Raw genomic sequence first — 24,176 nt, 5'->3', positions numbered from 1 at the left:
ATGAACGATCTTCTGGGACAGATCATCGGGAACTGCCGTATCGAGGCGCTACTGGGCGCGGGTGGCATGGGGCAGGTGTTTCGGGCGCGCCACGTTCACCTTGATCGCTTGCAGGCGATCAAGGTCATGCATCCGCACATGGCGAGCGATCCCGGCTTTCAGGCGCGCTTTCGTCAGGAGGCGCAGGCGGTTGCTGCGCTTGAACATCCGCATATTGTGCGTATCTTCAATTTCGATGAACAGCAAGGTCGGTACTATATTGCGATGGAGTATATGCCCGACGGATCGCTGCGCACGTTGCTCGACCGTCGCATGCGTGAAGGTGTGAAATGGCCGCTCACCTTTGGTCTCGATCTGATCCGGCAGGCGGCGGAAGCGCTCGATTTTGCGCACGCCAGGGGGATTGTGCATCGCGATATCAAGCCGGATAATATGCTGATCGAACGGCACGCCGGTCCTGGCGGACGCTCGCTCTATGTGCTCAAACTGACTGATTTCGGTCTGGCGCGGATGGTCGAAGGCGGCGGCGGCATTACCGCCAGCGGGATGACGGTCGGTACGCCGGCGTACATGTCGCCGGAACAGTGTCAGGGGCTGCCGGTTGATGGGCGCAGTGACATCTATTCGCTCGGGATAGTGCTGTATGAAGTGGTTACCGGCTATTTGCCGTTCACTGTCAGCCGAATCAGTGAGGCGGTTGAGAAGCACGTCTACGCGCAGCCGCCGTCGCCGCGCACGGTCGCGTCTGATCTGCCGGTTGCGGTTGAGGCGATCATTCTTCGCTGCCTGGCGAAGAAACCGGAGGAGCGCTTCGCAACCGGCGCGGAACTGGCTCAGGCGCTCCGTCGGGTGATGCAGGCGCCAGCGCCTCTACCGCCTGTGCCCGAGGGGTTGGTCGTCTGGGTGATCGATGCGGCGGGACAGGTGGTGCAGCAGGTTCCACTCACGGAACAGGGGTTGACCGTCGGGCGGCGCGCGGGGCATCAGATTGTGCTCGATGATCCGGCAGTGTCACGTAATCACCTGACCATCGAATGGAGTGGGCGGCGTGTGCGCGTGAAGGACCTGGGATCGCGCGGCGGGACGCTGCTCGATGGCGCACCGATGACGCCGCATGAATCGCATGCCTGGGAAATCGGGCAGCGTCTGGAGGTCGGTCCGTTTACGCTGGAACTGGCTCAACATCGGGATGATCAGATTGGTATGACCCTGGCGCCCGGTCAGGATTCGCTTCAGGTCGTCGCCGGTCAGGAGGTTGTCATCGAGGTGACGCTGCTCAACCGTGGCAATAGCGACGACACGCTGGCGCTGGCGGTCGAAGGATGGCCCGCTTCCTGGATACGCATGCCGGAGGGTCCGGTTCGGGTGGCCGCCGGATCGCAAACGGTGGTTCGACTGGCGCTGTATGTGCCTGTGTCTCCCGACGCGCGCGGCGGAACCTACGATGTGCAGGTTCATGCGTGCTCGACCATTCAACCACAGACAGGCGCATCGGTGCAGGCGTCGTGGAGTGTCGCCGCGCCGCCGTCGCTGAGTGTGCAGATCATGCCTGAGATGGCTCGCGGACGTGATCAGGCGCGGTATGCGGTTCAGTTGACGAATCAGGGTGGTGCGATAGCGCATATCGTGTTGATGGCGGAAGATGACCATCAGGCGCTGGCGTACAATTTCGCGCAGCACGAACTTCATCTCCCTCCCGGGGAAACGGTCGAGACGTCGCTCGAGGTGCGCAGCAATCGGCGTATTTTTGGCGGCGCCCAAACGCATCGGTTTAAGGTGATTGCAGCAGTGTTGGGAGTTGGCACGGCAACAGCAGAGGCTACATTCGTGCAAACATCGCTCTTGCCGATTTAGAGCCTTGCAGAGGGATGTGTATGTCGCCAGACGAAGCGCCTGACTCAGAGGCGTCGCCCAATCCATATGCTACGCAGGTTGTTGCTTCTTCTACGAACGAACGCCCTGCTTTTGTCGCGCTGATTGATGCGCGTGGTCAACCTGCTCAGTCTGTTGAAGTGACGGCGGCAGGAGTAACGATTGGTCGCCTCAAAAGCAGCGCTCTGGTTCTCGATGATCCGACCATCTCGCGCAACCATGCCCGTGTCGAGTGGGATGGACGGCGCGCCCGCGTGACCGATCTCGGCTCGAAGTCGGGAACATTCCTGGGCGCTGTGCGTCTGACGCCGCAAACCCCGTATGAATGGCTTCCCGATCAACCGCTGCGTATTGGCCGCTATACCCTGCGTCTCTATCCTGGCGCCCCGCCGCCGGCGCCTGCGGCGGCGGCTGCCGCTGCTGCAATCCCTGGCGCGCCCACGGGACGCCTTGTGCCGGCGGATGCGCCGTCGTCGCCTGCTGTGCCCACCGGTCTTTTGAATCCCGACATGGCTGCCCCGGAACGCGCAGGAGCCGCCGTTGAACCGGCGACTGCGGTTGCGCTCGCCGTTTTGCCGGATCAACGTGCGCTGACTCTGACTCCTGGCGAGCACGTCACAATCAATGTTGTTGTGACCAATCATGCGACGATTCCGCTCACCGTTTCTCTGATGCTCGATGGGTTGCCGCCGGAGTGGGTCGAGGTTGCACCGACGGTCACCGTTATGCCTGGGGCGCGGGTTCCGGCGACTCTGCTCGTCCAGGCGCCGGCATCCAGTGCGAGCCGCGCCGGGTCGTATGCGGTCTCGCTTCAGGCATTCGCCGCCGAACTGCCGACGCTCATGTTCGAGGCGCCGCTGGAGTGGCGGGTGGCGCCCTTCCTGGCGGGAGAATTGTCGATTGCGCCGAAACGCGCCAGAGGTCGCGATCGGGCGGTGTATACCGTTACTGTGCGCAATAATGGTAATGTTCCGGCATCGTATGCGCTCAGCGCAACCGATGATCTTCAGGAACTGGCGTATTCGATTGCGCAGGAGCGCCTGACTGTCGGACCTGGCGAAGCCGCAGAGACATCGCTGACGGTCGTTGTCGAACGTCGTGTGTTTGGCGCAGAACGACAGCACCCGTTCACTGTGCAGGCGGTCGAGACCGATGTTCAGCAGGCGCTGCGCGAAACGCTGAGCGTGCAGGCGCAGTTTGTGCAGACGCCAGCATTTCCACTCTGGTGGATACCGATGGTGCTGACGTTGCTGTTGCTGGCGCTGTTGTGCGGTTTTGCTGCGTTGCCGGCATCGCTTGCCGGCATGCTGCCAGGGTACGGCATCTTTGCTGCGCCAACCGAGTCGCCGCCGGATATGCGCGCAACGGCTGCCGCAGAAGCGACGGCAACGGCACAACAATTGCAACTCATTGAACAGCAAGGGCAGGCGACCCTCGCGGCGCTGGCGCAAACGGCGACGGCGGCGCCTGCCGATCAGCAGGTGGCGCTCCAGGCGACGCTGGCAGCGCAATTTGCTTCTGCAACCGCAATTGCGCTTCAGTTCACTGCGTTGCCGACGCTGCCTCCGCCGACAGACGCACCATTTGCCACGGTTCCGCCGGGGACGCTGCCTGCGCCGACGGCGTCACCGGTTGCCGGCGCTCCGTCCCCAACCGCAACGCTGACGCGCACCCGCACGCCGACACTCACGCCAACTCCGGCGCCGACTCAGACACCAGCGCCAGGGTTGCCCGAATTGACCATCGATGATGCGTCGGTGCAACGCCGCACAAGCGGTGAGACAACGATGACGTTCACCGTGCGTCTGTCCAGCAGCAGTTCTGCAACCGTGAGTGTCGAGTACACGACTGAAGATGATACGGCCCGGGCGGGCATCGATTATCGGAGCGTCAGTGGTACGCTGGCATTCAATCCGGGCGAAACCGAACGGGTGATCGTCGTGCAGGCGCTGCCGAGTTCCACAACCGCGACCGATCGACGGTTCCGGGTGGTTCTGACCAGCGCTGCCGGGGCGAATTTCGCCGATAATGTCGCGGTTGGCACGATTCGACCGGCTGCGGGTATCGCAACTGCCACGCCGACCGCCACATTCGCTCCTACCCAGACGCCGACCAATACCGGCACACCACTGCCTGGCGCCACCGCCACGCCGACCAATACACCAACGCCGCTGCCGACGGCTACGCCAACCAATACCCATACACCAACGCCGCTGCCAACGGCTACGCCGACCGAGACGCTGACGCCGACCCCCACGGAGACGCTGACGCCAACGCCGACCGAAACGCCAACGCTGACGCCGACTGAGACACCTGAACCGGTTACACTAACCCTGACCGCGCCGACGTCGGTTAATGTCACCGGGGGCGCCAGCACGCCATGGACCGATATCGATGGGGTGGTTATCAGCGGCGCGCCCGACACTGATACTGTCATGGTTCGGTTGAACATCGTCGGAGTAAATCCGAGCAATAACGCGGGAGAGATGCGTATCACCGGCTTGGACGGGTTTGCTCAAACGTCTACGCCGCAGACATTTATGACCACGCTTGCCGATGCGAATAGCCGGTTGAGTCGGCTTCAGTACCGTCGCGGCGCCATCGGACAGGCGCGGATGACCATCACCGTCACCCATGGGAGCCAGGTTCGCACTGCACAGATCGATCTGCAAATCAATCAACCATGACATTTCTTCCCATCAACGGTTCAGGAGGTGTGCGTCGTGCCCGACATCAACCCATCCAACACCCCCGACTCTCAATCTGCGCCTCCGTCTGGGGACAGATCGCCGCAGGTTGCCGTGATCGATGCGCAGAGCGGTTCGGTTCGCGCGATTGCGCTGACGTCCGCTGGAATAACGGTCGGGCGTCTGGCAAATAACGCGCTTCAACTCGATGCTCCGGTTGTTTCGCGCAACCACGCGCGGATCGACTGGGACGGCAGCCGCGCCACCATTACCGATCTGGGATCGAAAAGCGGCACGCGCTTGGGTCGTGTGCGCCTCACGCCGCAGACGCCACAGGTTTGGGAGCCGGGACAGGAGGTGCACATCGGTCCATATACGCTGCGCCTCGATATTGGGGCGCCATTGTCGTCGGAACCATCGCCAGGCGCTCCTGCCGATGTCCATGCTGCGCCGACTCAACGGATCGCGGGAGGCGCTCCGTCGGGATTGGCGCTTGCGCTGTCGCCAGTGCAGATGGCGTTGACGCTGATCCCCGGTGAACCGACGGATGTTGAGGTGCGCGTCACTAACCGGACTCCCGCTCCACTAACTGTTGCGCTTGTGCTCGAGGGTCTGCCCGAACTGTGGGTGGAACCGGTCCCAACGCTGCGTGTGCCGCCGTTTTCGATGAAGACGACGAGTGTGCGTGTGCAGGCGCCTGCCACCGTGGAGAGCATGGTCCGTCCCTACGATGTGCGCCTGCGCGCCGTGCCGCAGGAAGATCCGTCTGCCGCTGCCGATTTGGCGCTGGAATGGCGTGTGGCGCCATTTCTGGCGGGTGAGATGCAGGTCTCGCCGCATCGGGTGCGTGGACGTGACCAGGCGGTGGTGACCGTTCATCTGCGCAATAACGGTAATGCTCAGGCGGCGTACCATCTGCGCGCAACCGATGAGCGCCAGATGGCCAGCGTCGCGTTTGCCGAGGATCGTGTTGTGCTCGCGCCAGGAGAGACGGCAGACATACCGCTGACGATAGCCGCTCCTCGCCGCACCTTCGGCGGCGACCTCACCCACGCGCTGACCATCGAGGTCGAGGAGCAGGACGACATTCATGGTTTACCCTCCCGTCTCCTGCATGATGAGGTGCGTTTTGTGCAGACGGCGCTGCTGCCGGTCTGGTCGCCACTGGCGCTGTTCGTGGCGCTCTTCCTGCTCTATGGGCTGAATGTGCCGGCGGTGGTGTGGTCTGCCGTTCCTGGCAGCGGCTTTCTTGCCGGGACACAGGGCCGGAATATCACTGAGGAGTCGGCGCGCCTTGCTGCGCGCGCGACCCAGCAGGCAGTTCAGGGACAGACGGCGCTTGCTGAAGCAGGCGCGGCGCTGGCGGCAACCCAATCTGCGGTAGCGGCGTTGCCGACCGAACAACAGGCAAGCGCACAAACGGCGCTTGCCGCAGCGTTTCAGGCGACAGTCACCTCACTGGCAGCAGCCCAGACGGCAGAAGCGCAGGCGCTGGCAGCGACCGGCGCGGCGCTCGAAGCGCAACTGGCGCAAACTACGACCGCGCAGGGTCCGACTGCTGCGGCGCAGGCGCCTACCGGCAACGCGCCATCTCCTACCACGCGCCCGGCGGTTACCCCATCTCCGGTTGCAACGGCGCTGCGTCCGACTGCCACGGTTGCGTCGTCGCCGACGGCGGCGCCGCAGCCAACGACTGTGGTCGCAGGCAGCGGTGAGGTCGATCCGGCATCGATTGCGTTTGGCAGCATCAAAAAAGGAACAACCGGAGCGCCGCGCACGCTGTTGCTGAAAAATACCGGTAATGCGCCGCTGACAATCGACGAAATCGTGATCGGTGGCGTCCATGCAGCCGATTTTGCGCGCGTCAGTGGTGGCGCCGAGAACTGCGGCGCGTCGCTGGCGCCGGGCGCCTCGTGTGCGATTACCCTGACCTTCACGCCAGCAGCGGCGGGGCAACGCACGGGCCAGCTTCGGATCGAAACCTCGTCCGCTGGCGGGGTCTTGCTGGTGAGCCTGAGTGGATCAGGGACCGAAATCCCTGAAGTGGCCTCGATTGTGCGCGTCGGCGGTAGTCCAACCAACGCTGCCAGTGTGCAGTTCCAGGTCAATTTCAGCGAAGCAGTCAAAGGCGTCTCGGCAGCGAACTTCAGCCTGGTCACCCTTGGCGGCGCGGTTGGCGCCAGTATTGCGTCGGTCTCTCCCGCAAGCGGTACGTCAACCAACCAATGGACGGTGACGGTGAATGCGGGTGGCGGCAACAAGACCATCCGGCTCGATTTTGTTAATAGCAATGGTGTGACCAACGTCGATGGTAATGCAGTAGAGAAATTGCCGTTCAACGCTGGCGACCAGATTGTGATCGATACGACGCCGCCGACTGTTACGCTGGGCAATACGCCGCCATTGTTGACAAATAATCCGGCGATACCGTTTACGTTTACCGGTAGCGACGATGTAAGCCCCAGCGTGACTTTCGAGTGCCGTATTGATAGCGCCAGTTTTGCGCCCTGCACCAGTCCATTGACCCCTGCGGGCCTGGCTGATGGCAGTCGCACCTTCAACGTGCGCTCGCGCGACCTGGCGGGAAATATCAGTACGCCAGCGGCGTATACGTGGACAATCGACACGAATCCCCCCAATACGTCTATCTCTGACGGTCCTTCGGTTGGAAGCACCACGGGACCAGCCGTTGCCTTTACGTTCACGTCCGAACCCGGCGCAACATTCGAGTGCCGGTTGAATACCGCTGCATTTTCGCCATGCACCAGCCCTCAAAATCTGACCGGACTGACGACCGGTGTGTATACCTTCAGCGTGCGCGCCATCGATGCAGCCGGGAACATCGATGCCAGCCCGGCGAGTCGCACCTGGACGGTCGATGCAACCCCGCCGGATACGTCGATTACCGGAGGACCGGCAGCCGGTAGCACGACTGGTCCGAATGTGAGTTTTACCTTCTCGTCGGAAGCAGGCGCAACATTCGAGTGCCGGTTGAATACCGCTGCATTTTCGCCATGCACCAGCCCTCAAAATCTGACCGGACTGACGACCGGTGTGTATACCTTCAGCGTGCGCGCCATCGACGCGGTCGGGAACATCGATCCAACGCCTGCCAGTCGCACCTGGACGGTTGATGCAACCCCGCCGGATACGTCGATTCTCAGCGGACCGACCGGCACTATCAGTGCAACCAGCGTTACCTTTACGTTCACTTCGACCGAGTCGGTTTCGACGTTCCAGTGCCGTTTGAATACTGGATCGTTTGCAAGTTGCACCAGCCCGCACACAATTACCGGTTTGACGCACGGTTCACAGACGTTCGAGGTGCGCGCCGTTGACTCGGTCGGCAATGTCGATCCGACGCCTGCCAGTCGCACCTGGACGGTCGATACACAACCTCCGGAAACAACAATCACCACTGGTCCCGCCGACAGTAGCACAACCGGTCCGTCGGTGACATTCAACTTTACTTCTTCCGAATCTGGCAGCACCTTCGAGTGCAGTGTGGATGGCGGTGCATTCCTGGCATGTTCTTCGCCGCAGAACCTGTCGCTGGCGAATGGCACGCATACATTTGCAGTGCGCGCCATTGACTCGGTCGGCAACATCGATCCGACGCCTGCCAGTCGCACCTGGACGGTCGATGCCATACCGCCAGCCGTGACAAGTGTGACCTCCTCGACGTCGGATGGGACGTATGGGGTCGGCGCCAGCATTAATATCACGGTCAACTTTGGCGAGTCGGTCGCGCTGAGCGGCGGTTCGCTCCAGGTGACGCTTAACACCGGTGTGACGATCTCCATTGCGCCCTTCAGTGGCGTCAGCGCCAGTGGAACCTATGTGGTCGGTGCGGGGCAGAACACTGGCGATCTCAACTCCACGGGGCTGACGCTGACGGCTGGGGCAACGCTGCGTGATGCGGCGGGGAATAATGCCGTGCTGACCATTCCTACGGGCCAGTCGCTAGCGGATCTGCGCGATATTGTGATTGATACAACCCCGCCTCCCGCTCCGACCGTCACCATTCCGAGCACGCCAACAACGGTTCTATCTACGACGACAACCTTCAATATTCAGGGAACTGCTGAAGCCAACAGTCTCGTGCAGGTATGGAACGATGCCAATAACAATGGTGCGATCGACACGGGTGAGAGTGTCGCGGCCTCGCAACAGTTGACCGGCGGCGGGACAAGTTTTTCGATCAGCGTGACCCTTGCGACCGGCGACAACAATTTTGTCGTGACCGCCACCGATGCTGCCAATAATCGTTCGACGCCAACCGATGTGCCGACGATCACCAGAGATACATGATGCGGAGGTAGTCTGTGCCAGACCATATGCCGGTGTGTCGTCGAGCAACCGGGTCTTCCGGTTGGCGCCACGAGAACCGAACCCCGGAAGGAACCGCACCAAAGGCGATCTCGTGGGGCGGTCATCGCTTCGAGCAGATTGCCCTGCGCTCTGATCGAGAACGCACTTTAGCGGATGTGTCTGGCATGTCTGGCGACCGGTGGCATGTGCTCCCATTCGCGCTTTCTCACACTATGTGCGCAGCGGATGCTATACAGGCGTCTGTGCGCGATGGCGACGAACGCCCTCTGGGGGCGGATTCTGTGGAGCGTGTGAGTCAACGACGTGATAGTGGCACATTGGCTATGCAGCGCCAGTTCGACACTGAAGAGCCAGTGTGTCGCCCGGATGATGCCGCCAATCCGGCGCGTGTCGAGCGTCTGGATGAACTCGAGCGTCAGATCGATGTGACAGTCCAGGAAAATCGGGACCTGCGCACCCGGCTCGATAGTCTGCAACCATCCGGTCCAGACAGGGAACATTTACAACGCGATCTCGATCAGGGCCGTCTTCGCCTGCGGGATCTGCTGGAGGAGCGTCTTCGTCTGCTGGAGGAAGAGATCGAGTCGCTTCAGGCTCGCACCGGTCCCAATCCTGCATGTTCTGCTGAGCATCCCGAGATGACCGATCTGGGCAATCAACTGAATGAGCGCATACAACAAATGCAGCGGACACAGCAGCAGATCGCTCCGCTTCGCCGGTGGCATATGCGGTATCAGATCGGACAGATCAACGAGCAGATTGCTGCCATCGACGCAGAACTTGCGACGCTGCCGCAGGTCTGCGATCCCGGTGATCCGGTTGGTATGCTGCTGCATGAGCGTCGCGCCGAACTTGAGCAGCAACGGAATAATCTGGCTGCCGCATTAACCGGCTCGGCTCACGAGTACGAGCAGTTTGATCGTCGCTGGGGCGCCCAACGCTATGGCAATTCACCCGATTGCACGAACATTGCTCAGGCGGGATGCGGTCCCACTTCGCTGGCGATCGTGCTGAACTATCTCTACCAGGAGGACCCGGAGAGCCTTGCGTCAGGCGGGCAGATCGAAATTGTAACCCCGCCACAAACGGCGACGTATGCCGCCACCCATGGTCGCATCTGCAACAGCGGCACTGCCGGCGATACAATGGTCACCAACGTGCACACCGGGTTTCCCGGATTCCGGGGTCGTCGTATTTCGCTGGACCAGGCGGTCGATCAACTCCGATCTGGCAACCTGGTCATCTTCCTGTGTCGCGGTTGCACCGGGCAAAACCGGCGTGGCGGAGACAAAAGCTACGGTGGTCACTATATGGTGCTCAACGGTGTCAACGCGGATGGTTCGGTTTTCAACGTGCTCGATCCGGGTGCGAATGAAGCAAGCGATATTCTGACGATCACACGAAAGAACCTTACCAGCCATAATGCCGGCTTCTGGCTCATCGAGCGTATCTGAACGCCATCATTCCGCTTATAATGGAGTATCGCCCGTTTCTGTGACGAAAGCCGCTGCCATGCCCGACCATGCTGCAAATGAGCAGACCATCGGCGCTTATCGCCTGGATGAGCAATTGAGCGTCGATAGCGCCGGCGCCGTCTATCGCGCGTATCACACACCCACCGGTCAACCGGTGGTGATCCGGGTGTTATCGCCGGAGCAGGTCGCAACGCCTGGCTTCCGTGAGCGTTTCGAGCGCGACATGCGCGCCGTTGCAGCGCTGTACCACCCGCATATCGTCGAGTTGTACGAATTTGGCATCAGCGAGGGGCGCGCCTTTATCGTTGGTGAATTTCCGTCCGGCGGATCGTTGCAGGAGATGGTGCAAAGACGCTCGCTGCCGCTGCGCCTGTGCGTCGAATGCGCGCGCCAGATGGCAGTGGCGCTCAGCGCGGCGCACGCGCGCGGCGTGGTCCATGGCGCGCTCAAACCGGAAAGCATTGCCGTCTTCCCGGAACCAGGCGGCGGGTATCTGTTGAAGGTTGGCGATTTTGGCATCGCGCGCCTGATCGCTCCAACCGCTGCCAACCCTGCCGCCTATCGCGCCCCGGAATTGCGCGCCGGCAGTGAACCTGACCCACGCACTGATTGCTATGCGCTCGGCGCGCTGCTGTACGAAATGATCGTTGGCTCGCCCCCGCCGCTCACTGCTATTCCGCCGTTGCGTCTGGTGCGCCCGGATGCGCCTGCGGACCTGGAAGCGCTCGTGGCGCGTTGTCTGGCATCTGCGCCTGCGGATCGCTTCGAGATGCACGAATTGGTGGAAGCGCTCAAAGCGTTGGTTGTGGCAATGGGTGAACGCATGTCAACGGTTTCTGCCAGCGACTCGACCATGATCGAGCAGATCCCTGCTGCCGATGATGTGACCGTCGCCGCCCATGCCATCCCGCCAGCGCCCGCTGATGTGACGATCATTGAGGCGCCGCCGGCGCCGCCTGCCGACGCGACCATGATGGTCTCTGGCGAAGAGACGGTGATCGAACCGGCGCTGGCGGCGACTTCAGCCGATGCAACCGTCATCAAGGCGGAAGAGAGCGAAGCAGTAGCAACAGCGCTGCCGGCATCCGCCGAAGAGACGCTGATCGAACCGACGCCTGTCAGCGCCGTCGCCGACGCGACTGCGGCGCTGATCGCCGATGAAGCGTCGCCTGCCATGCCTGTGAGCAACGCTTCTGCCGCAGCGTCGCCGGCGGAGGCAGCCGATGAGGCACTGACCGTTCTGCCAGAATCGCCACAGCAACCGTCCCTTGCCGCCAGCAGCGTGGCGGGGCCATCTGAGGTTCCGCCCGATGAGGCATTGACCATTCTGCCAGAATCGGCGCCGGCGGTCGGTGCGCCGCTGCCGCAGGTCTCAGCCACGCAGTCGCTCATGATCGCAACGCCGCCTCCCGGTTTTCCGGCGTTGCCGCCGCCGTCGAGCATGCCGCAGGTGCAGGTGCTCGACAACCATGGCGCTCCGTTGCATCTCGTCAATCTGACCGGCGATGGCTTGGCAATTGGTCGGTCGGAGAGTAATGATCTGACATTGCCTGATGAGAGCGTTTCCGAGGAACACGCCTTTATCGATTGGGATGGGCGGCAGGTGACGATTACGGACCTTGGCTCGAAGAATGGGACGTTCGTCGCCGGTGTGCGTCTGTCTGCCCAGGATCGGTATCCGTGGCAGGGTGGCGCTCCGGTGCGTATCGGAGTCTACTGGTTACGCCTGATTCCGCCGCTGATGCAGGCAGCAAGCGTTGTTGCGCCGGTTGCCTACGGCGCTCCCGGTCCCACGGCAGTTGTGGCGGCGCAACCCGCAAGCGCGCCCGCCACGCCGCCGGTTGCGCCGGCGCCCCGCCAGCCAGCGCCGGTAACGCCGAGTTTTGGCGCACCGGTGATGACGCCGCCGACTGCCGCGCCCACGCAAATGCCGCCTCCAGGCGTTGCGCGCAGCGCATCTCCAACGCAAACGCCTCCACCGACCGGCGGCGCTCCGCCGGATGTGATTGGCGTCACCCAACCGCCGCTCAGTTCGAACCGCTACGGTGTCGAACTCGAACAGGATGTGATGACTCTTACTCCTGGCATGCCGTCTGTTCTGCGCATGACGCTGTACAACTACAGCGACAATGTCGATCATCTGCGGGTTGAGGTGCAGGGTGTGCCGGAAACCTGGATTCAGGGTCCGTTGCCGGAGCCGCAACTGCTGCCAAATGGTCGCACGCCGGTCGCGCTCAATATTAATGTGCCGCGCACGCCGGAGAACCGCGCCGGTCCCTACCCGGTCACGCTGTATGCCCGCTCGCGCAGTCGACCAAATGAGGCGGGCATCGCACAGGCAACCTGGAATGTCCAGGCATTTACCGAGCACCGGCTGGAATTGAAACCGCGCCGCGTCATCGGATGGTTCAGGGCGTCGTACAATCTGGCGCTGACGAATGCCGGGAATGTGCCGATGCGCTACACCGTTGTCGGCGAGGACGACGAGCAGGCGCTTGCCTTCAACCTGGGGGAGGATGCCGTTGCGCTCGAACCCGGTGCATCATTCAGGCATCGCCTGGTGGTGCGCGGTCCGATCCGCTGGTTTGGATCGCCCCAACCGCGCAGTTTCTCGATCCATGCGCGCACAGAAAAGCGTTCCGACGCTCAAACGTCATCGGCGCAGTTCGTGCAACGCGCTCTGATACCGCCGTGGCTCATTCCGATAGCACTCCTGGCGTTTCTGGCGATTGTCTACTTCGTGACACGCCCGCCGGTCATTCGCAACCCGCGCTTTGAAGTCTCGCCGCAGATCGCCGGTCAGCCGGCGCGCCTGATCTATGAAATTGACAATGCGCAGCGTGTCGAACTGTTGCCGTCTGGCATACAGGCGCCTGCCGCATCCGGTCGCCGGACCTTCGAGTTTCTCGACGCGACCGCCATTCCTCCCGATCTGAGCATCCTGGCGATTAGCCGGTTTGGCATTCGTGCAGAGGCGTCGGTCGTTGTTGCCGTGGTGACACCAACTCCGACGCCGCAACCAACCATCACATCGTCGCCGCCAACTGTGGCGCCAACCGCAGAACCTCTGCCTCTGCCAACCGCAGCGCCACCGCCTCCCGCGCCGCCGCCTCCCGCGCCGCCTGCGCCCCCGGCGGCCACCCCAACACCTGACGTGTCGCTCGCCGATGTGGTGCGGTTTGAGTGTCGATCTGGTGATCGGATCGTGCTCACCGGCATCGGACCGCCGCGTGAGTCATTCCTCCTGTACTTCGGACGGCGCGCGGTGAGTGGAGGGAGCGTTGCGCCCAATGGCGTCTACCGGATTGACATGCTGGTTGGACCCGAACGTCCGGGAGAGTATCCGGTCAGCGTTCGGTTGCGCCTGAGCGACCGCCCACTCCCGATCCGCACATACCAGTATGGCGCGGCGCAGTTGGTCAATCTGGAGAGCATCGCCCCAACCGCAGCGCCGGTCGAGTTGATGTGCATCGTGCCGCGCGCCAGACCGACGCCAACGGTTGCGCCGTAAGCGAAAGGATTATTGCTCGGGGTAGGTTTCCAGAACCTCTTTGACCGCTGCCAGAAATGCGTCGGCGGTCGCGCCATCACAGGCGCGGTGGTCGAATGTCAACGACAGGTAGCACATCGGGCGAATGACAATCGCATCATTCCCCTGATGGGTCACAACGACCGCGCGCTTCACCACGGCGCCGACGCCAAGAATACCGCTCTGTCCACGGTTGAGGATCGGCGTGGCGAACAGACTGCCGCCAACGCCATGGTTCGAGATGGTAAACGTTCCCCCTTCGGTGTCGTCCGGTTGCAGGCGGCGCGCGCGGGCGCGCTCCGTCAGGTCGTTCAACGCGCGCGCGATGCCGGCCAGACTTTTCTCGTCGGCGTCACGCAGCACCGGCACGATCAATCCGTCGTCGAGGGCGACCGCCACCCCAATGTTGATCCGCCGGTATGTGATGATCCCTTCGTCAGTGAAGCGCGTGTTCAATGCCGGAACGCGGCGCAGCGCAGTCGCAACCGCCTGAACCACATACGCTGTCAGAGTCAACCGTATCCCTTGCTGTTCAAAAGAGGCGCGATACCGGTCGCGGTGCGCCAGCACGCGCCCCATATCGACCTCAAAGACCGTCGTGGCCTGCGGGGCGTCGCGCAGGGAGCGGACCATATGATCGGCGATCATGCGTCGCATCGTGGTCAATGGCGTGAGGATCGCCTCGTCGGGCAACGGTTGCGTGATTGGAGGGCGCTGCGCTGTGGGCAGGGCAGGCGGCGCTTCGGCAACAGGCGCAGTAGAAGGCGTTTCGCGCGCTAGAGGGGGTGATGGCGCTGTGGAAACAGATGGGATGGGAGGCGCTTCGGGCGCCGGAGGCGGCGCAGTGGGTGCGCCGGGCAGCAAAGCGGCAGCCGCTTTCTGCATCTCGATGTAGCGCAACACATCCTTCTTGCTGACGCGCCCGCCGGCGCCGGTGCCACGGATTTGGCTCAGGTCGATACCATATTCAGCAGCCAGACGCGCCACCACCGGCGTGATCGGCGGACCATCGCCGCGGCGGATGCGCACAGGTTCTGGCGCTGCCGTTGTCTCCTGCGACGGCGCTGGCGCTGCGCTCACATGCCTCTCCGCCGTCTCGCCGATACGCGCCAGAAGCGTGCCAACCGGCACTGTGGCGCCTTCAGGCGTCACGATTTCGAGCAAAATGCCACTGGCAATCGAGGTCACTTCGGTCGAGACTTTATCCGTCTCGACTTCCACCAATGCCTCGAAGCGTTCGATGCGGTCGCCGACACGCTTGAGCCAGCGCCCGATCGTGGCTTCGGTCATACTTTCGCCGATCTGTGGAAGAACGATATCAACCGCCATGGTTGCATTCCTGGAGTAACAGATGCGGATGCAGACACGCAGGCTGAAGGTGCGCGTTGTCTGAGAGCATTATATATGATTATCGCAGCATCGCTGCATCGCGCGCCGTTCATCTGGCGCGCTTCAATCCACACGCCAGTAGACGCCGCCATCGCGCTGCATGAGTCGGGCAGCGATCAGTTCACGCCGTAGCGTGGCGGTATCGTCATGATGGCGCCTGATGATCGCATTGACCTGCGCTTCTGGATACCTGACTCCAGGGGAGAACTTTTGAACCAGCCATGTGAGAATGACCAGGCGCTTCCTGGGCTTATCGGGGATCTTCGTGAGTCTGTCACCATCGAGAAACGTGGTAAGTACACGCTGCTCCCAAGCATCGCCGACGCTTTCCTCGCCAATTGCAACAATGCTGGCGGGGCTGATCAGGTCGCGGTTGATTCGTTGCAGCGTTTCGTCATTCAAGGAGTAGACGTGGTTTGCATCATCCATTCGCATTCGGACGAGATCGACTTCCTGGAGTTTTGCCAGGTGGCGTGATACGGTCGAACTGGTTGTGTCAAGCAACTCGGCCAGTTCAGAAACACTCCACTCTCCATCAGCAAGAATGCCCAGGATGCGGAGGCGGGTGGCGTGCGCCATCACCTTGAGATAGCGCACCGTCGTTGATAGCGCTTCCGAATTCAACTGTCGCTCCTCCGCTTTGGTATGAGCACGACAAAACTGGACGCATCGGCTTTGCACATTGGATTCTTCAGTATTTTGTGGAGGTTCCATCCCGATTATACCAATGACGATTGACGATGCCGCATGCTGGTCATTCCAAGCCCTTCGCTTCGCTCAGGGTAAACGCAGCGAGGAATCTGAGCGGGTCATGCACGACCCCTCGTGCTGCTCGGGGTGACCATGCCGGATGTTCACAGGTCATTGGTATTACAAGGGATACCAACCAGGCGTCGCTTGCTTCAGGTCGCTGCTCGCACGTCGCCGACGCGCGCATGCGTTGAGAACAGTCCCGATCAACTTCTGCCAGCCTTGCCGCTCACCTACTTCCGCAACCGCGGGTCGAGCGCGTCGCGCAGACCGTCGCCAACGAACGAGAAACTGAGCATAATCAGAGCGATCAGGAGCGTAGGGAGCAGACCCATGTGCCAGTAGACGCGGATGTACGCAAACGACGCGCCGACCATCTTGCCGAGGCTGGCGGTCGGTTCATTGATGCCAAGCCCCAGGAAACTGAGGCCAGCTTCGGTGAAAATGGCGGTGGGAATACCAAGCGTGACGGCGATGATCAGAGGTGTGAGCGCATTTGGAAGCAGATGCCGCCATGCAATCTGGAACGGTGGAATGCCAATGGCGCGCGCCGCTTCGATGAACTCCTTTTCGCGCAACGAGAAGAGTTGGGCGCGGGTGAGACGGCAAATATCGACCCATCCGATCAACGCAATCGCCAGAATAACATTGAACAACCCACCGCCAAAGATCGAGATCAGGAACAGGGCAAACAACAATTGTGGGATAGCCGTGAACAACTCTACAATCCGCATGACAAAGAAATCGACCCATCCCCCCAGAAAACCCGCGCTCAATCCCAGAGTCGCCCCAATGACCAGCGCAATCGCCTGGACTGAGATGCCGACGATCAGTGATGTGCGCACGCCATGGATCAGGCGTTTCAGCATATCGCGCCCGACATCATCGGTGCCCAGGATATACCCCGCTTCGCCGGGGAACTTGCGCGCATCGATAGGACGAGCGAAGTTCGGCTGTGGCGCCAGAACATCGGCGAACACGCCGAGGAACACCAGTATTCCGACCACAATCAGCGCCCCCATCGCCAGTTTGTTCTTCGAGAAGCGGATGGCGGCGTCGCGCCAGAGATTACTGGGAGGGCGCGAAATAATCGGATCGGCGCCGGTGACGGTATCTTTGGCCGCAATCGCACTCATAATATGCTCTGGTATAGCCTACGTCAGTTTGACGCGCGGATCAATAATCGTGTAGAGCAGATCGGTGATGAGATAGACAAATCCCCACAGTACCGCGATCAACAACATCAACGCCATAATCATCGGATAATCACGGTCGAGCACGCTTTCGACGAAAAACTTGCCCAGCCCCGGCACACGGAACATGGTTTCGACAAAGATCGTCCCGGTAATCAGGTCGGGAATGCGTGGACCGAGCACCGTGATAATCGGAATAAGCGCATTCTTAATCGCATGGCGCATTACCACCATGCGCTCCGCCAGCCCTTTGGCGCGCGCCGTCCGAATATAGTCTGCCGTGAAGACATCAACCAGGCTGGCGCGAGTATAGCGGGTGGCAATACCCATGGGACCCAAACCCAGAGCGATCATCGGCATAATAATCTGCCGCCAATCCTCTCCCCACCCACCAAGCGGCAACCACCCCAGTTCAACCGCAAAAATCAGGATCAACCATAGCGCAATAACGAAGTTGGGCACGGTCAATCCAAGCGTGGCAATGAATGTGACCACATAATCCAGAATACTATTCTGCCGTATTGCGGCCAGAATGCCGAGCAGAATGCCGCTGCCGAGCGCCACGACGACGGTAATGCCGCCGAGAGTGATGCTGATGGGCCAGGTGCGCCCAATGACCTGGGCGACGGTTTCGGTGGGACTGGAGAATGAGTACCCGAAGTCGCCGCGCAACGCATTCGTCATATACCTGATGTACTGAATGTGCAGCGGCTGATCAAGGCCATATTTGCGCAGGATATTTTCTTTAGCAGCCGGCGGCAACGGCATGTTCGGCTCGTCGAATGGTCCGCCTGGGGTAGCGTGCATCAGCAAAAACGCCACAATCGATACCAGAATGAACACAAACGCCAGCCCCGCCAACCGCTGGACGACATACGCGACCATAATCCACTCCGTTTGCCACGAGACCTGATTGAGCGTCCTGTCGGAGCGGCTGTGAGACCCGCCCCGGCAGGAAACCCAATGGAGCATCTGCCCCTACTTCGGCGGCGCCTTGCGATATTTTGTCACTTCATCGCTGATGTACAGCGTCTGGAGTGAGTCGCTCATCGATGTAAAGCCGGGCCACTGCAATCCGGCGAATCCGGCGATGTTCGGCTCGAAGCACTCGCCGACGACATACGGCTTGTAGATATCGGCAACGGTGCGGTGATAGATAAAGACCGCCGGCGCTTCTTCGCAGAGCAACCGTTCGGCATCCTGGAAGATTTTGATGCGCGCTTCCTGATCGGTCATCTCTGCCGCTTTCAGCACCATCTCGTCGAACTTCTTGTTGAACCAGTTGTGGCGCCCCGTGCTGAGCCAGACGCCGAGCATATTCGACGGATCGAGGAAGTCGATGCCATACGACACCATACCGAACTGAATCTGGGTCGGCTTGGCGTTGAGCGCGTCCATAAAGGTCTTGAACTCTTTGTTCGAGACCTCGACTTCGATGCCGTACTCCTGCGTGATCGCCGCCGCAATCGCCGCTGCGAGCGCCTGGCGAATCTGCGGTTCGTTGCGCAGCCAGAGGGTCAGTTTGGGGAAGCCCTTGCCTCCCTCATAGCCGGCTTCCTTCAGCAGCGCGCGGCCACGTTCGGGATCGTAGCGCTGAATATCCTTCAGCCCTTCGGAGTTCGACGCCGGGAATCCCGGCATCAGGAACGAGTATGCCGGGATGCCTTGCGTCGGCGTGATGATCGTCTTGATCAGCGTGTCACGATCGATGATGTGGCTGAACGCCTGGCGCACCCGCACGTCGTTGAACGGCGGGTTCTGGCAGTCGAAGAAGAGGTAGTCCGTGCGGAAATCGGCAGCAGTGAGGCGCACCTGTTTCGACAGTTCGGGGTCGCGGGCAATGATTTCGTTATCGGCAGTCTGCAACTGCTCTCCGGTCACGCGGTCCACCTCGCCTGCCTGATACCCGGCGAACATGGCTTCCGGTCGCGCAGCGATCTGGATGACACGCTCAATGCGCGGGCGGTTGGTGCCTTTGTACGTCGGGTTGATCTCGAAGACCACCCGCTCGCCCGGCTTGAACTCTTTCAGCAGGTACGGTCCGCACGAAATCGTCTTTGCCGGATCGGCGGTATAGAGACCAGAACCATATTCCTTCAGTTTTGCGGCGCTCAACACCTCGCTGTAGACCAGTTTTGCGGGCAAGAAAGGGGCTGGCGTTTCGGTTTCGATAACCAGCGTATGGGCATCTTTGGCGGTCACGCCAAGCTCTTCCAGCGGCAGTTCGCCAGCAACGCACTTGTCCCAGTTCTTGATTGCGCCGGGTGCGCTGTAGTACCAGGCGAAATCCCAGGCATGCTTCGGATCGGCAGCGTAGCGGAAGGTCGCCACGAAGTCTTCGGCTGTCACCGGTGTGCCATCGCTCCAGACCAGGTTGGGGTCCAGGTTGAACGTCCAGACCTTGCCGGTTTCATCCGACGACCACGAAAGCGCAGCAGCCGGTTGTACCTGAAAATCTTTATTCAGGCGCACGAGCGTATCGCCGGTCAGGTTGGTGATGCTGCCAAACCCTCCCGACTTGTAGATCGTCTCCATCTGATTGGGGCTGGTGAAGTCGGCAGTGATGTCGAAGTAGACGACAAATGCCTGATGCTCAAGCGGCGCTGCGTTTGCCGGCAGGGTGACGCCGAGCGAGTTGGTCACGGCGCTGGCTGGTGCAGTCGTGGGCGCGGGGGCTGTCGTCGGAGGCGGCGTGGGTTGCACCGGCGCGAGGGTTGGAGCGGTCGTCGGCGGAGGAACCGTTGCGGGCGGCGCTGTAGGAGCAGTGGCGCCGCCGCCGCCGCCACAGGCGGCAAGTGTCGCTGAACCAATGCCGATAGCCGCAGCGCGCAGGAATGTTCGCCGGGTCAGTCGTCGTTTGTTGTCTGTCATGCGCTATCGTTCCTTTCCCATCGAAATAAGGAGAGTCTATCGCTAAGACGCCTGGAAGCGTTTAGCTTCGTTGCCGGAGCGACAATCAGGCAATCGACTGCATTCCTGGATATGGCAAAACAACGCCTTTCAAGCGCAATGGCGACTTCCTGGACGCCAACAGAAACGGCTATGACAATCATTGTCGGGAGCAACCACCTGAAGCGAAGAGTGAAGAAATAATAACACTACCTGGATCGCTTGTCAATGCCAGGTTAAGTAGAGAACGCTTCGTGAATGGACAGAGGTTTGACGGACTGACAGGCACGTGGCGCATTGGCGCCCTCACACGCTCACGGATGCGCGGGAATGCACGCGGGTTGGCGGGCAATGGATGGCGTCCGTGCTTCCCGCTCGATTCATTAGCCACTGCATAGTGGTGCGCGCGAACGACTGCGTGGCAATGACCCGTGAGCGGTGCCGTGCCTGGGTGCGCAGCGATGGATACCCCGGTGCCACGATGGTCATGCATGGCGTCGAACCAGCAGTCGCCATATGTGCTACACTGCTATGAGTGTGGAAGGTGAGTGGCAGAGCGCGCTGCTCTCCTGCGATTCGACCGGCGCTGATACCATAGACTTTACGAGGGAAGCATGGCTCCACAAGGATACTACCGCTGGCCAACCATTCACAACGATACCGTTGTCTTCGTCTGCGAAGACGATCTCTGGACGGTTCCGGCGTCGGGCGGCGTGGCGCGGCGGCTGACCGCCAATCCCGGCAGCGTTCAGTCGCCGGCGCTGTCGCCGGATGGCGCCCTTCTGGCATTCGTCGGACGCGACGAAGGACCCGGCGAGGTATTTGTGATGCCCGCCGAAGGCGGCGAGGCGCGTCGTCTGACGTTCCTCGGCGCAACCATGCGTGTTTGCGGCTGGGGTCGCAATGGTCGTGAGATACTGTTTGCCAGTTCCGCCAGCCTTCCCTTTTCACGGATGGCATTGCTCTATGCTATTCGTGCCGACGGTGGCGAGCCTCGCCTCCTGCCGACGGGTCCGGCGGTTACGATCTCGTATGGTCCAACCGGAGGTGCTGTGATTGGGCGCAACGAAAGCGACCCGGCGCGCTGGAAACGCTATCGCGGCGGGCGTACCGGCGATGTGTGGATCGATCCAGACGGAACCGGCGAATGGCGGCGCCTGATTGCGCTGCCCGGCAATATTGCCATTCCCCTGTGGGTGGGCGAGCGTATCTACTTTGTTTCCGACCACGAAGGAGTCGGCAATCTCTACTCCTGCCTGCCGACGGGCGACGACCTGCAACGCCACACCTGGCACCGCGAGTACTACGCTCGTTTTCCTTCCACCGACGGACGGCGGATTGTGTATCACGCCGGCGCCGATCTGTATCTGTTCGATCCCGCAACCAACACATCGCGCAGGATCGAGGTTGAACTGCGCAGCCCGCGAACGCAACGGAAGCGTCGTTTTGTCGATCCGGCGCGTTTCCTTCAGAGCGTTGCGTTGCATCCCGAAGGTCATTCGCTTGCCGCAATCGTGCGTGGCAAACCGTTTACCTTCGGCAATTGGGAAGGCGCCGTCTTGCAGCACGGCGATCCCGGCGCTGTGCGCTATCGCCTGGCTGACTGGCTGCCCGATGGCCGACGCATTGTGGTGGTCAGCGATGCAGTTGGCGAGGAGACGCTCGAAATCCATTCAGTTGCGTTCAGTAATGGCGGACAAAGAGCGGCAGCGTCAGATGCCGCTGCTGTGGATGCGGCTCTTTCCCCGTTTGATGCACCGGTGCGCCTGGAAGGTCTCGACATTGGGCGTCCTATGGCACTTGCGGTTTCTCCCAAAGCGCCGCTCGTCGCGGTTGCGAACAATCGAAATGAATTGCTGCTGGTCGATCTGACTGAACGCACCGTGCGGTTGCTCGATCGGAGTCGATATGCCTCGATGCTGGGCATTGCCTGGTCGCCGGATGGACGCTGGCTGGCGTATGGCTTTTGGGAGACGGGGCAGACCTCGATCATTAAGGTGTGCGAGGTTGCGACCGGGACCATCACGCCGGTCACCCGACCGGTTCTGGTTGATCGGTCGCCCGCGTTCGATCCAGAAGGCAAATATCTTTACTTCATCTCGTCCCGCGATTTCGATCCGGTCTATGACGACATGCACTTCGATCTTGGCTTCCCGCGCGGCACGCGCCCATTCCTGGTGACGCTGCGCGCCAACCTGCGCTCGCCCTTCGTGCCGAGACCACATCCGCTCGATCAGGCGACACCCAAGCCATCGGTTGGCGAGGCGAAACCTGCCGGTGAGACGGGCGGCGATGCGCCGGGTGCTGAGGGAGCAGCACAAGGAACGACAAAATCCGAGCCGATGATGACCATTGATCTGGAGGGAATTGCCAATCGGATTGTGGCATTTCCGCTGCCGGTCGGACGATACCGGCAGATAGCGGGTATCCCCGGCAAGGCGCTCTTCACGGTGTTTCCGGTCGAAAGCGCGCTCGGTCTATCCCGGATGCCGGGCGACTCGGCGGTTGCGCGCGGGCGTCTCGATGTGTACGATTTCGAGACGCTCAGTAGCGAAACGTTGATCGATGGCGTGTCTGCATTCTCTCTTTCCCATGACTCAAAGACGCTGATGTATCGTGCCGGTAACCGGGTGCGCGTGGTCAAGGCAGGTGAAAGGCCAAAGGACAATAGTAGCGAGCCGGGGCGGAAGAGCGGTTGGGTCGATCTGGCGCGCATCAAATTGATGATTTCGCCGCCTGCTGAGTGGGTGCAGATGTATCGCGAAGCCTGGCGGTTGCAGCGTGACCACTTCTGGACGCCGGATATGTCGGGGGTGAACTGGCTCATCGTCTACCATCGCTACCTGCCGCTGCTTGATCGAGTCGCCACACGCGGCGAGTTCTCCGATCTTCTGTGGGAGATGCAGGGAGAACTGGGCACCTCACACACCTACGAGTATGGCGGCGATTATCGCCCGGAACCGCAGTACAGTCTGGGGAAATTGGGCGCCGATCTGCGCTATGACGCTGAAACCGACAGTTATATCGTCGAGCGCATTGTCGCCGGCGATGTGTGGAACGAACGCGCCAGTTCGCCGCTGGCGCGCCCCGGCGTCAATATTGCGCCAGGTGATCGCTTGATTGCGATCGGCAGTTGGCGCGTCGGGCGTGACGTCTCGCCGCATGAGGTGCTGGTCAATCAGGCAGGGTGCGATGTGTTGTTGACGTTCAGGAAAGCCGATGGAACACTCCGCGCAGTGACAGTAAAGGCGCTCCATGACGATACGCAGGCGCGCTACCGCGAGTGGGTGGAGCGCAATCGCGCGATCGTGCACGAGGCAACGAATGGGCGTGTCGGGTATATTCACATTCCCGATATGCAGGCGTTCGGGTACGCCGAGTTCCATCGCGGCTTCCTTGCCGAAGTCGCACGCGAGGGGTTAATCGTCGATGTGCGGTATAATGCAGGCGGCTTTGTGTCGCCGCTGGTCGCCGAGAAACTGGCGCGCAAACGCCTGGGGTACGATGTCTCGCGCTGGGGTGAACCGGCGCCCTATCCGCCCGAGTCGATTATGGGACCAATGGTGGCAATTATCAATGAAGCGGCCGGTTCCGATGGCGACATCATCAGCCATGTCTTCAAGATGATGAAACTCGGGCCGTTGATTGGCAAGCGCACCTGGGGCGGCGTGATCGGTATTCATCCACGTGACACGCTCATCGATGGCGGGGTGACAACCCAGCCAGAGTTTTCTTTCTGGTCGGCGGAGGTTGGCTGGCAGTTGGAGAACCATGGCGTCGAGCCGGATATCGAAGTCGAGATGCGGCCACAGGATTATGTGGCCGGCGCCGACCCGCAACTCGACCGCGCGATAGCCGAAGTGTTGCGTCTGATGAACGACAATCCACCCCGGCTGCCGGAATTTGGTGAACGACCGCGTTTGCCGTTGCCGGAAGAAGAGTGTGATGAGGAACGATCTGGACGCTGAGTGTGAGAAGCGTTTGCACGCCGGTGGGAGTACAGAGGCGCAGAGGGCGCGACGTTGAAGGTGAGGATTCGTCTCACTCGGCAACTTCACCC

General features: G+C 61.2%; 11 protein-coding genes. 6 read left to right on the top strand and 5 right to left on the bottom strand.

Going from position 1 to position 24,176, the window contains the following annotated elements:
* The 5 genes from RCAS_RS14485 (at position 1) to RCAS_RS14465 (ending at position 13,877) form a co-directional block, all read left to right on the top strand.
* Positions 1-1,854 carry an FHA domain-containing serine/threonine-protein kinase gene (locus RCAS_RS14485; protein WP_041330834.1) on the top strand — a complete coding sequence of 618 codons (1,854 nt, stop codon included), beginning with the start codon at positions 1-3 and terminating at the stop codon, positions 1,852-1,854.
* 20 nt (positions 1,855-1,874) lie between these two features.
* Positions 1,875-4,559, top strand: a complete 2,685-nt coding sequence (locus RCAS_RS14480) for a Calx-beta domain-containing protein (protein ID WP_012121303.1) — start codon at positions 1,875-1,877, stop codon at positions 4,557-4,559.
* A gap of 36 nt (positions 4,560-4,595) precedes the next feature.
* Positions 4,596-8,870, top strand: coding sequence for a choice-of-anchor D domain-containing protein (locus RCAS_RS14475; protein WP_012121302.1), 4,275 nt, complete (start codon positions 4,596-4,598; stop codon positions 8,868-8,870).
* Between the two features lie 311 nt (positions 8,871-9,181).
* A complete protein-coding gene (locus tag RCAS_RS14470) occupies positions 9,182-10,345 on the top strand; it encodes a C39 family peptidase (RefSeq protein WP_198135937.1) in 1,164 nt (387 codons plus the stop codon).
* A gap of 40 nt (positions 10,346-10,385) precedes the next feature.
* Positions 10,386-13,877 carry a protein kinase domain-containing protein gene (locus RCAS_RS14465; protein WP_232280026.1) on the top strand — a complete coding sequence of 1,164 codons (3,492 nt, stop codon included), beginning with the start codon at positions 10,386-10,388 and terminating at the stop codon, positions 13,875-13,877.
* 9 nt (positions 13,878-13,886) lie between these two features.
* On the opposite strand, the gene RCAS_RS14460 is transcribed toward RCAS_RS14465, so the two are convergent.
* The 5 genes from RCAS_RS14460 to RCAS_RS14440 form a co-directional block, all read right to left on the bottom strand.
* The gene (locus RCAS_RS14460; RefSeq protein ID WP_012121299.1) at positions 13,887-15,224 is read right to left on the bottom strand and encodes a dihydrolipoamide acetyltransferase family protein; all 1,338 of its coding nucleotides are present in this window, start codon (positions 15,222-15,224) and stop codon (positions 13,887-13,889) included.
* A 123-nt stretch (positions 15,225-15,347) separates the two neighbouring features.
* Positions 15,348-15,908, bottom strand: a complete 561-nt coding sequence (locus tag RCAS_RS14455; RefSeq protein ID WP_041330831.1) for a DUF2087 domain-containing protein — start codon at positions 15,906-15,908, stop codon at positions 15,348-15,350.
* Between the two features lie 359 nt (positions 15,909-16,267).
* Positions 16,268-17,170, bottom strand: coding sequence for an ABC transporter permease (locus tag RCAS_RS14450; protein WP_012121297.1), 903 nt, complete (start codon positions 17,168-17,170; stop codon positions 16,268-16,270).
* Between the two features lie 18 nt (positions 17,171-17,188).
* Positions 17,189-18,112 (bottom strand): ABC transporter permease, encoded by a 924-nt coding sequence (locus tag RCAS_RS14445; RefSeq protein WP_012121296.1) that lies wholly within the window; start codon positions 18,110-18,112, stop codon positions 17,189-17,191.
* Positions 18,113-18,205: 93 nt separating this feature from the next.
* Positions 18,206-20,098 carry a peptide ABC transporter substrate-binding protein gene (locus RCAS_RS14440; RefSeq protein WP_012121295.1) on the bottom strand — a complete coding sequence of 631 codons (1,893 nt, stop codon included), beginning with the start codon at positions 20,096-20,098 and terminating at the stop codon, positions 18,206-18,208.
* Positions 20,099-20,730: 632 nt separating this feature from the next.
* Between RCAS_RS14440 and RCAS_RS14435 the strand changes: the two genes are divergently transcribed.
* Entirely contained in the window at positions 20,731-24,084 is a 3,354-nt protein-coding gene (locus RCAS_RS14435; protein ID WP_012121294.1) for a S41 family peptidase, read from the top strand.
* Positions 24,085-24,176 lie beyond the last annotated feature (92 nt).

The sequence above is a fragment of the Roseiflexus castenholzii DSM 13941 genome (assembly GCF_000017805.1).
Lineage (GTDB): Bacteria > Chloroflexota > Chloroflexia > Chloroflexales > Roseiflexaceae > Roseiflexus > Roseiflexus castenholzii.
Note: the sequence above shows the minus strand (reverse complement) of the source record. Positions and strands in the feature narration are given on the sequence as shown.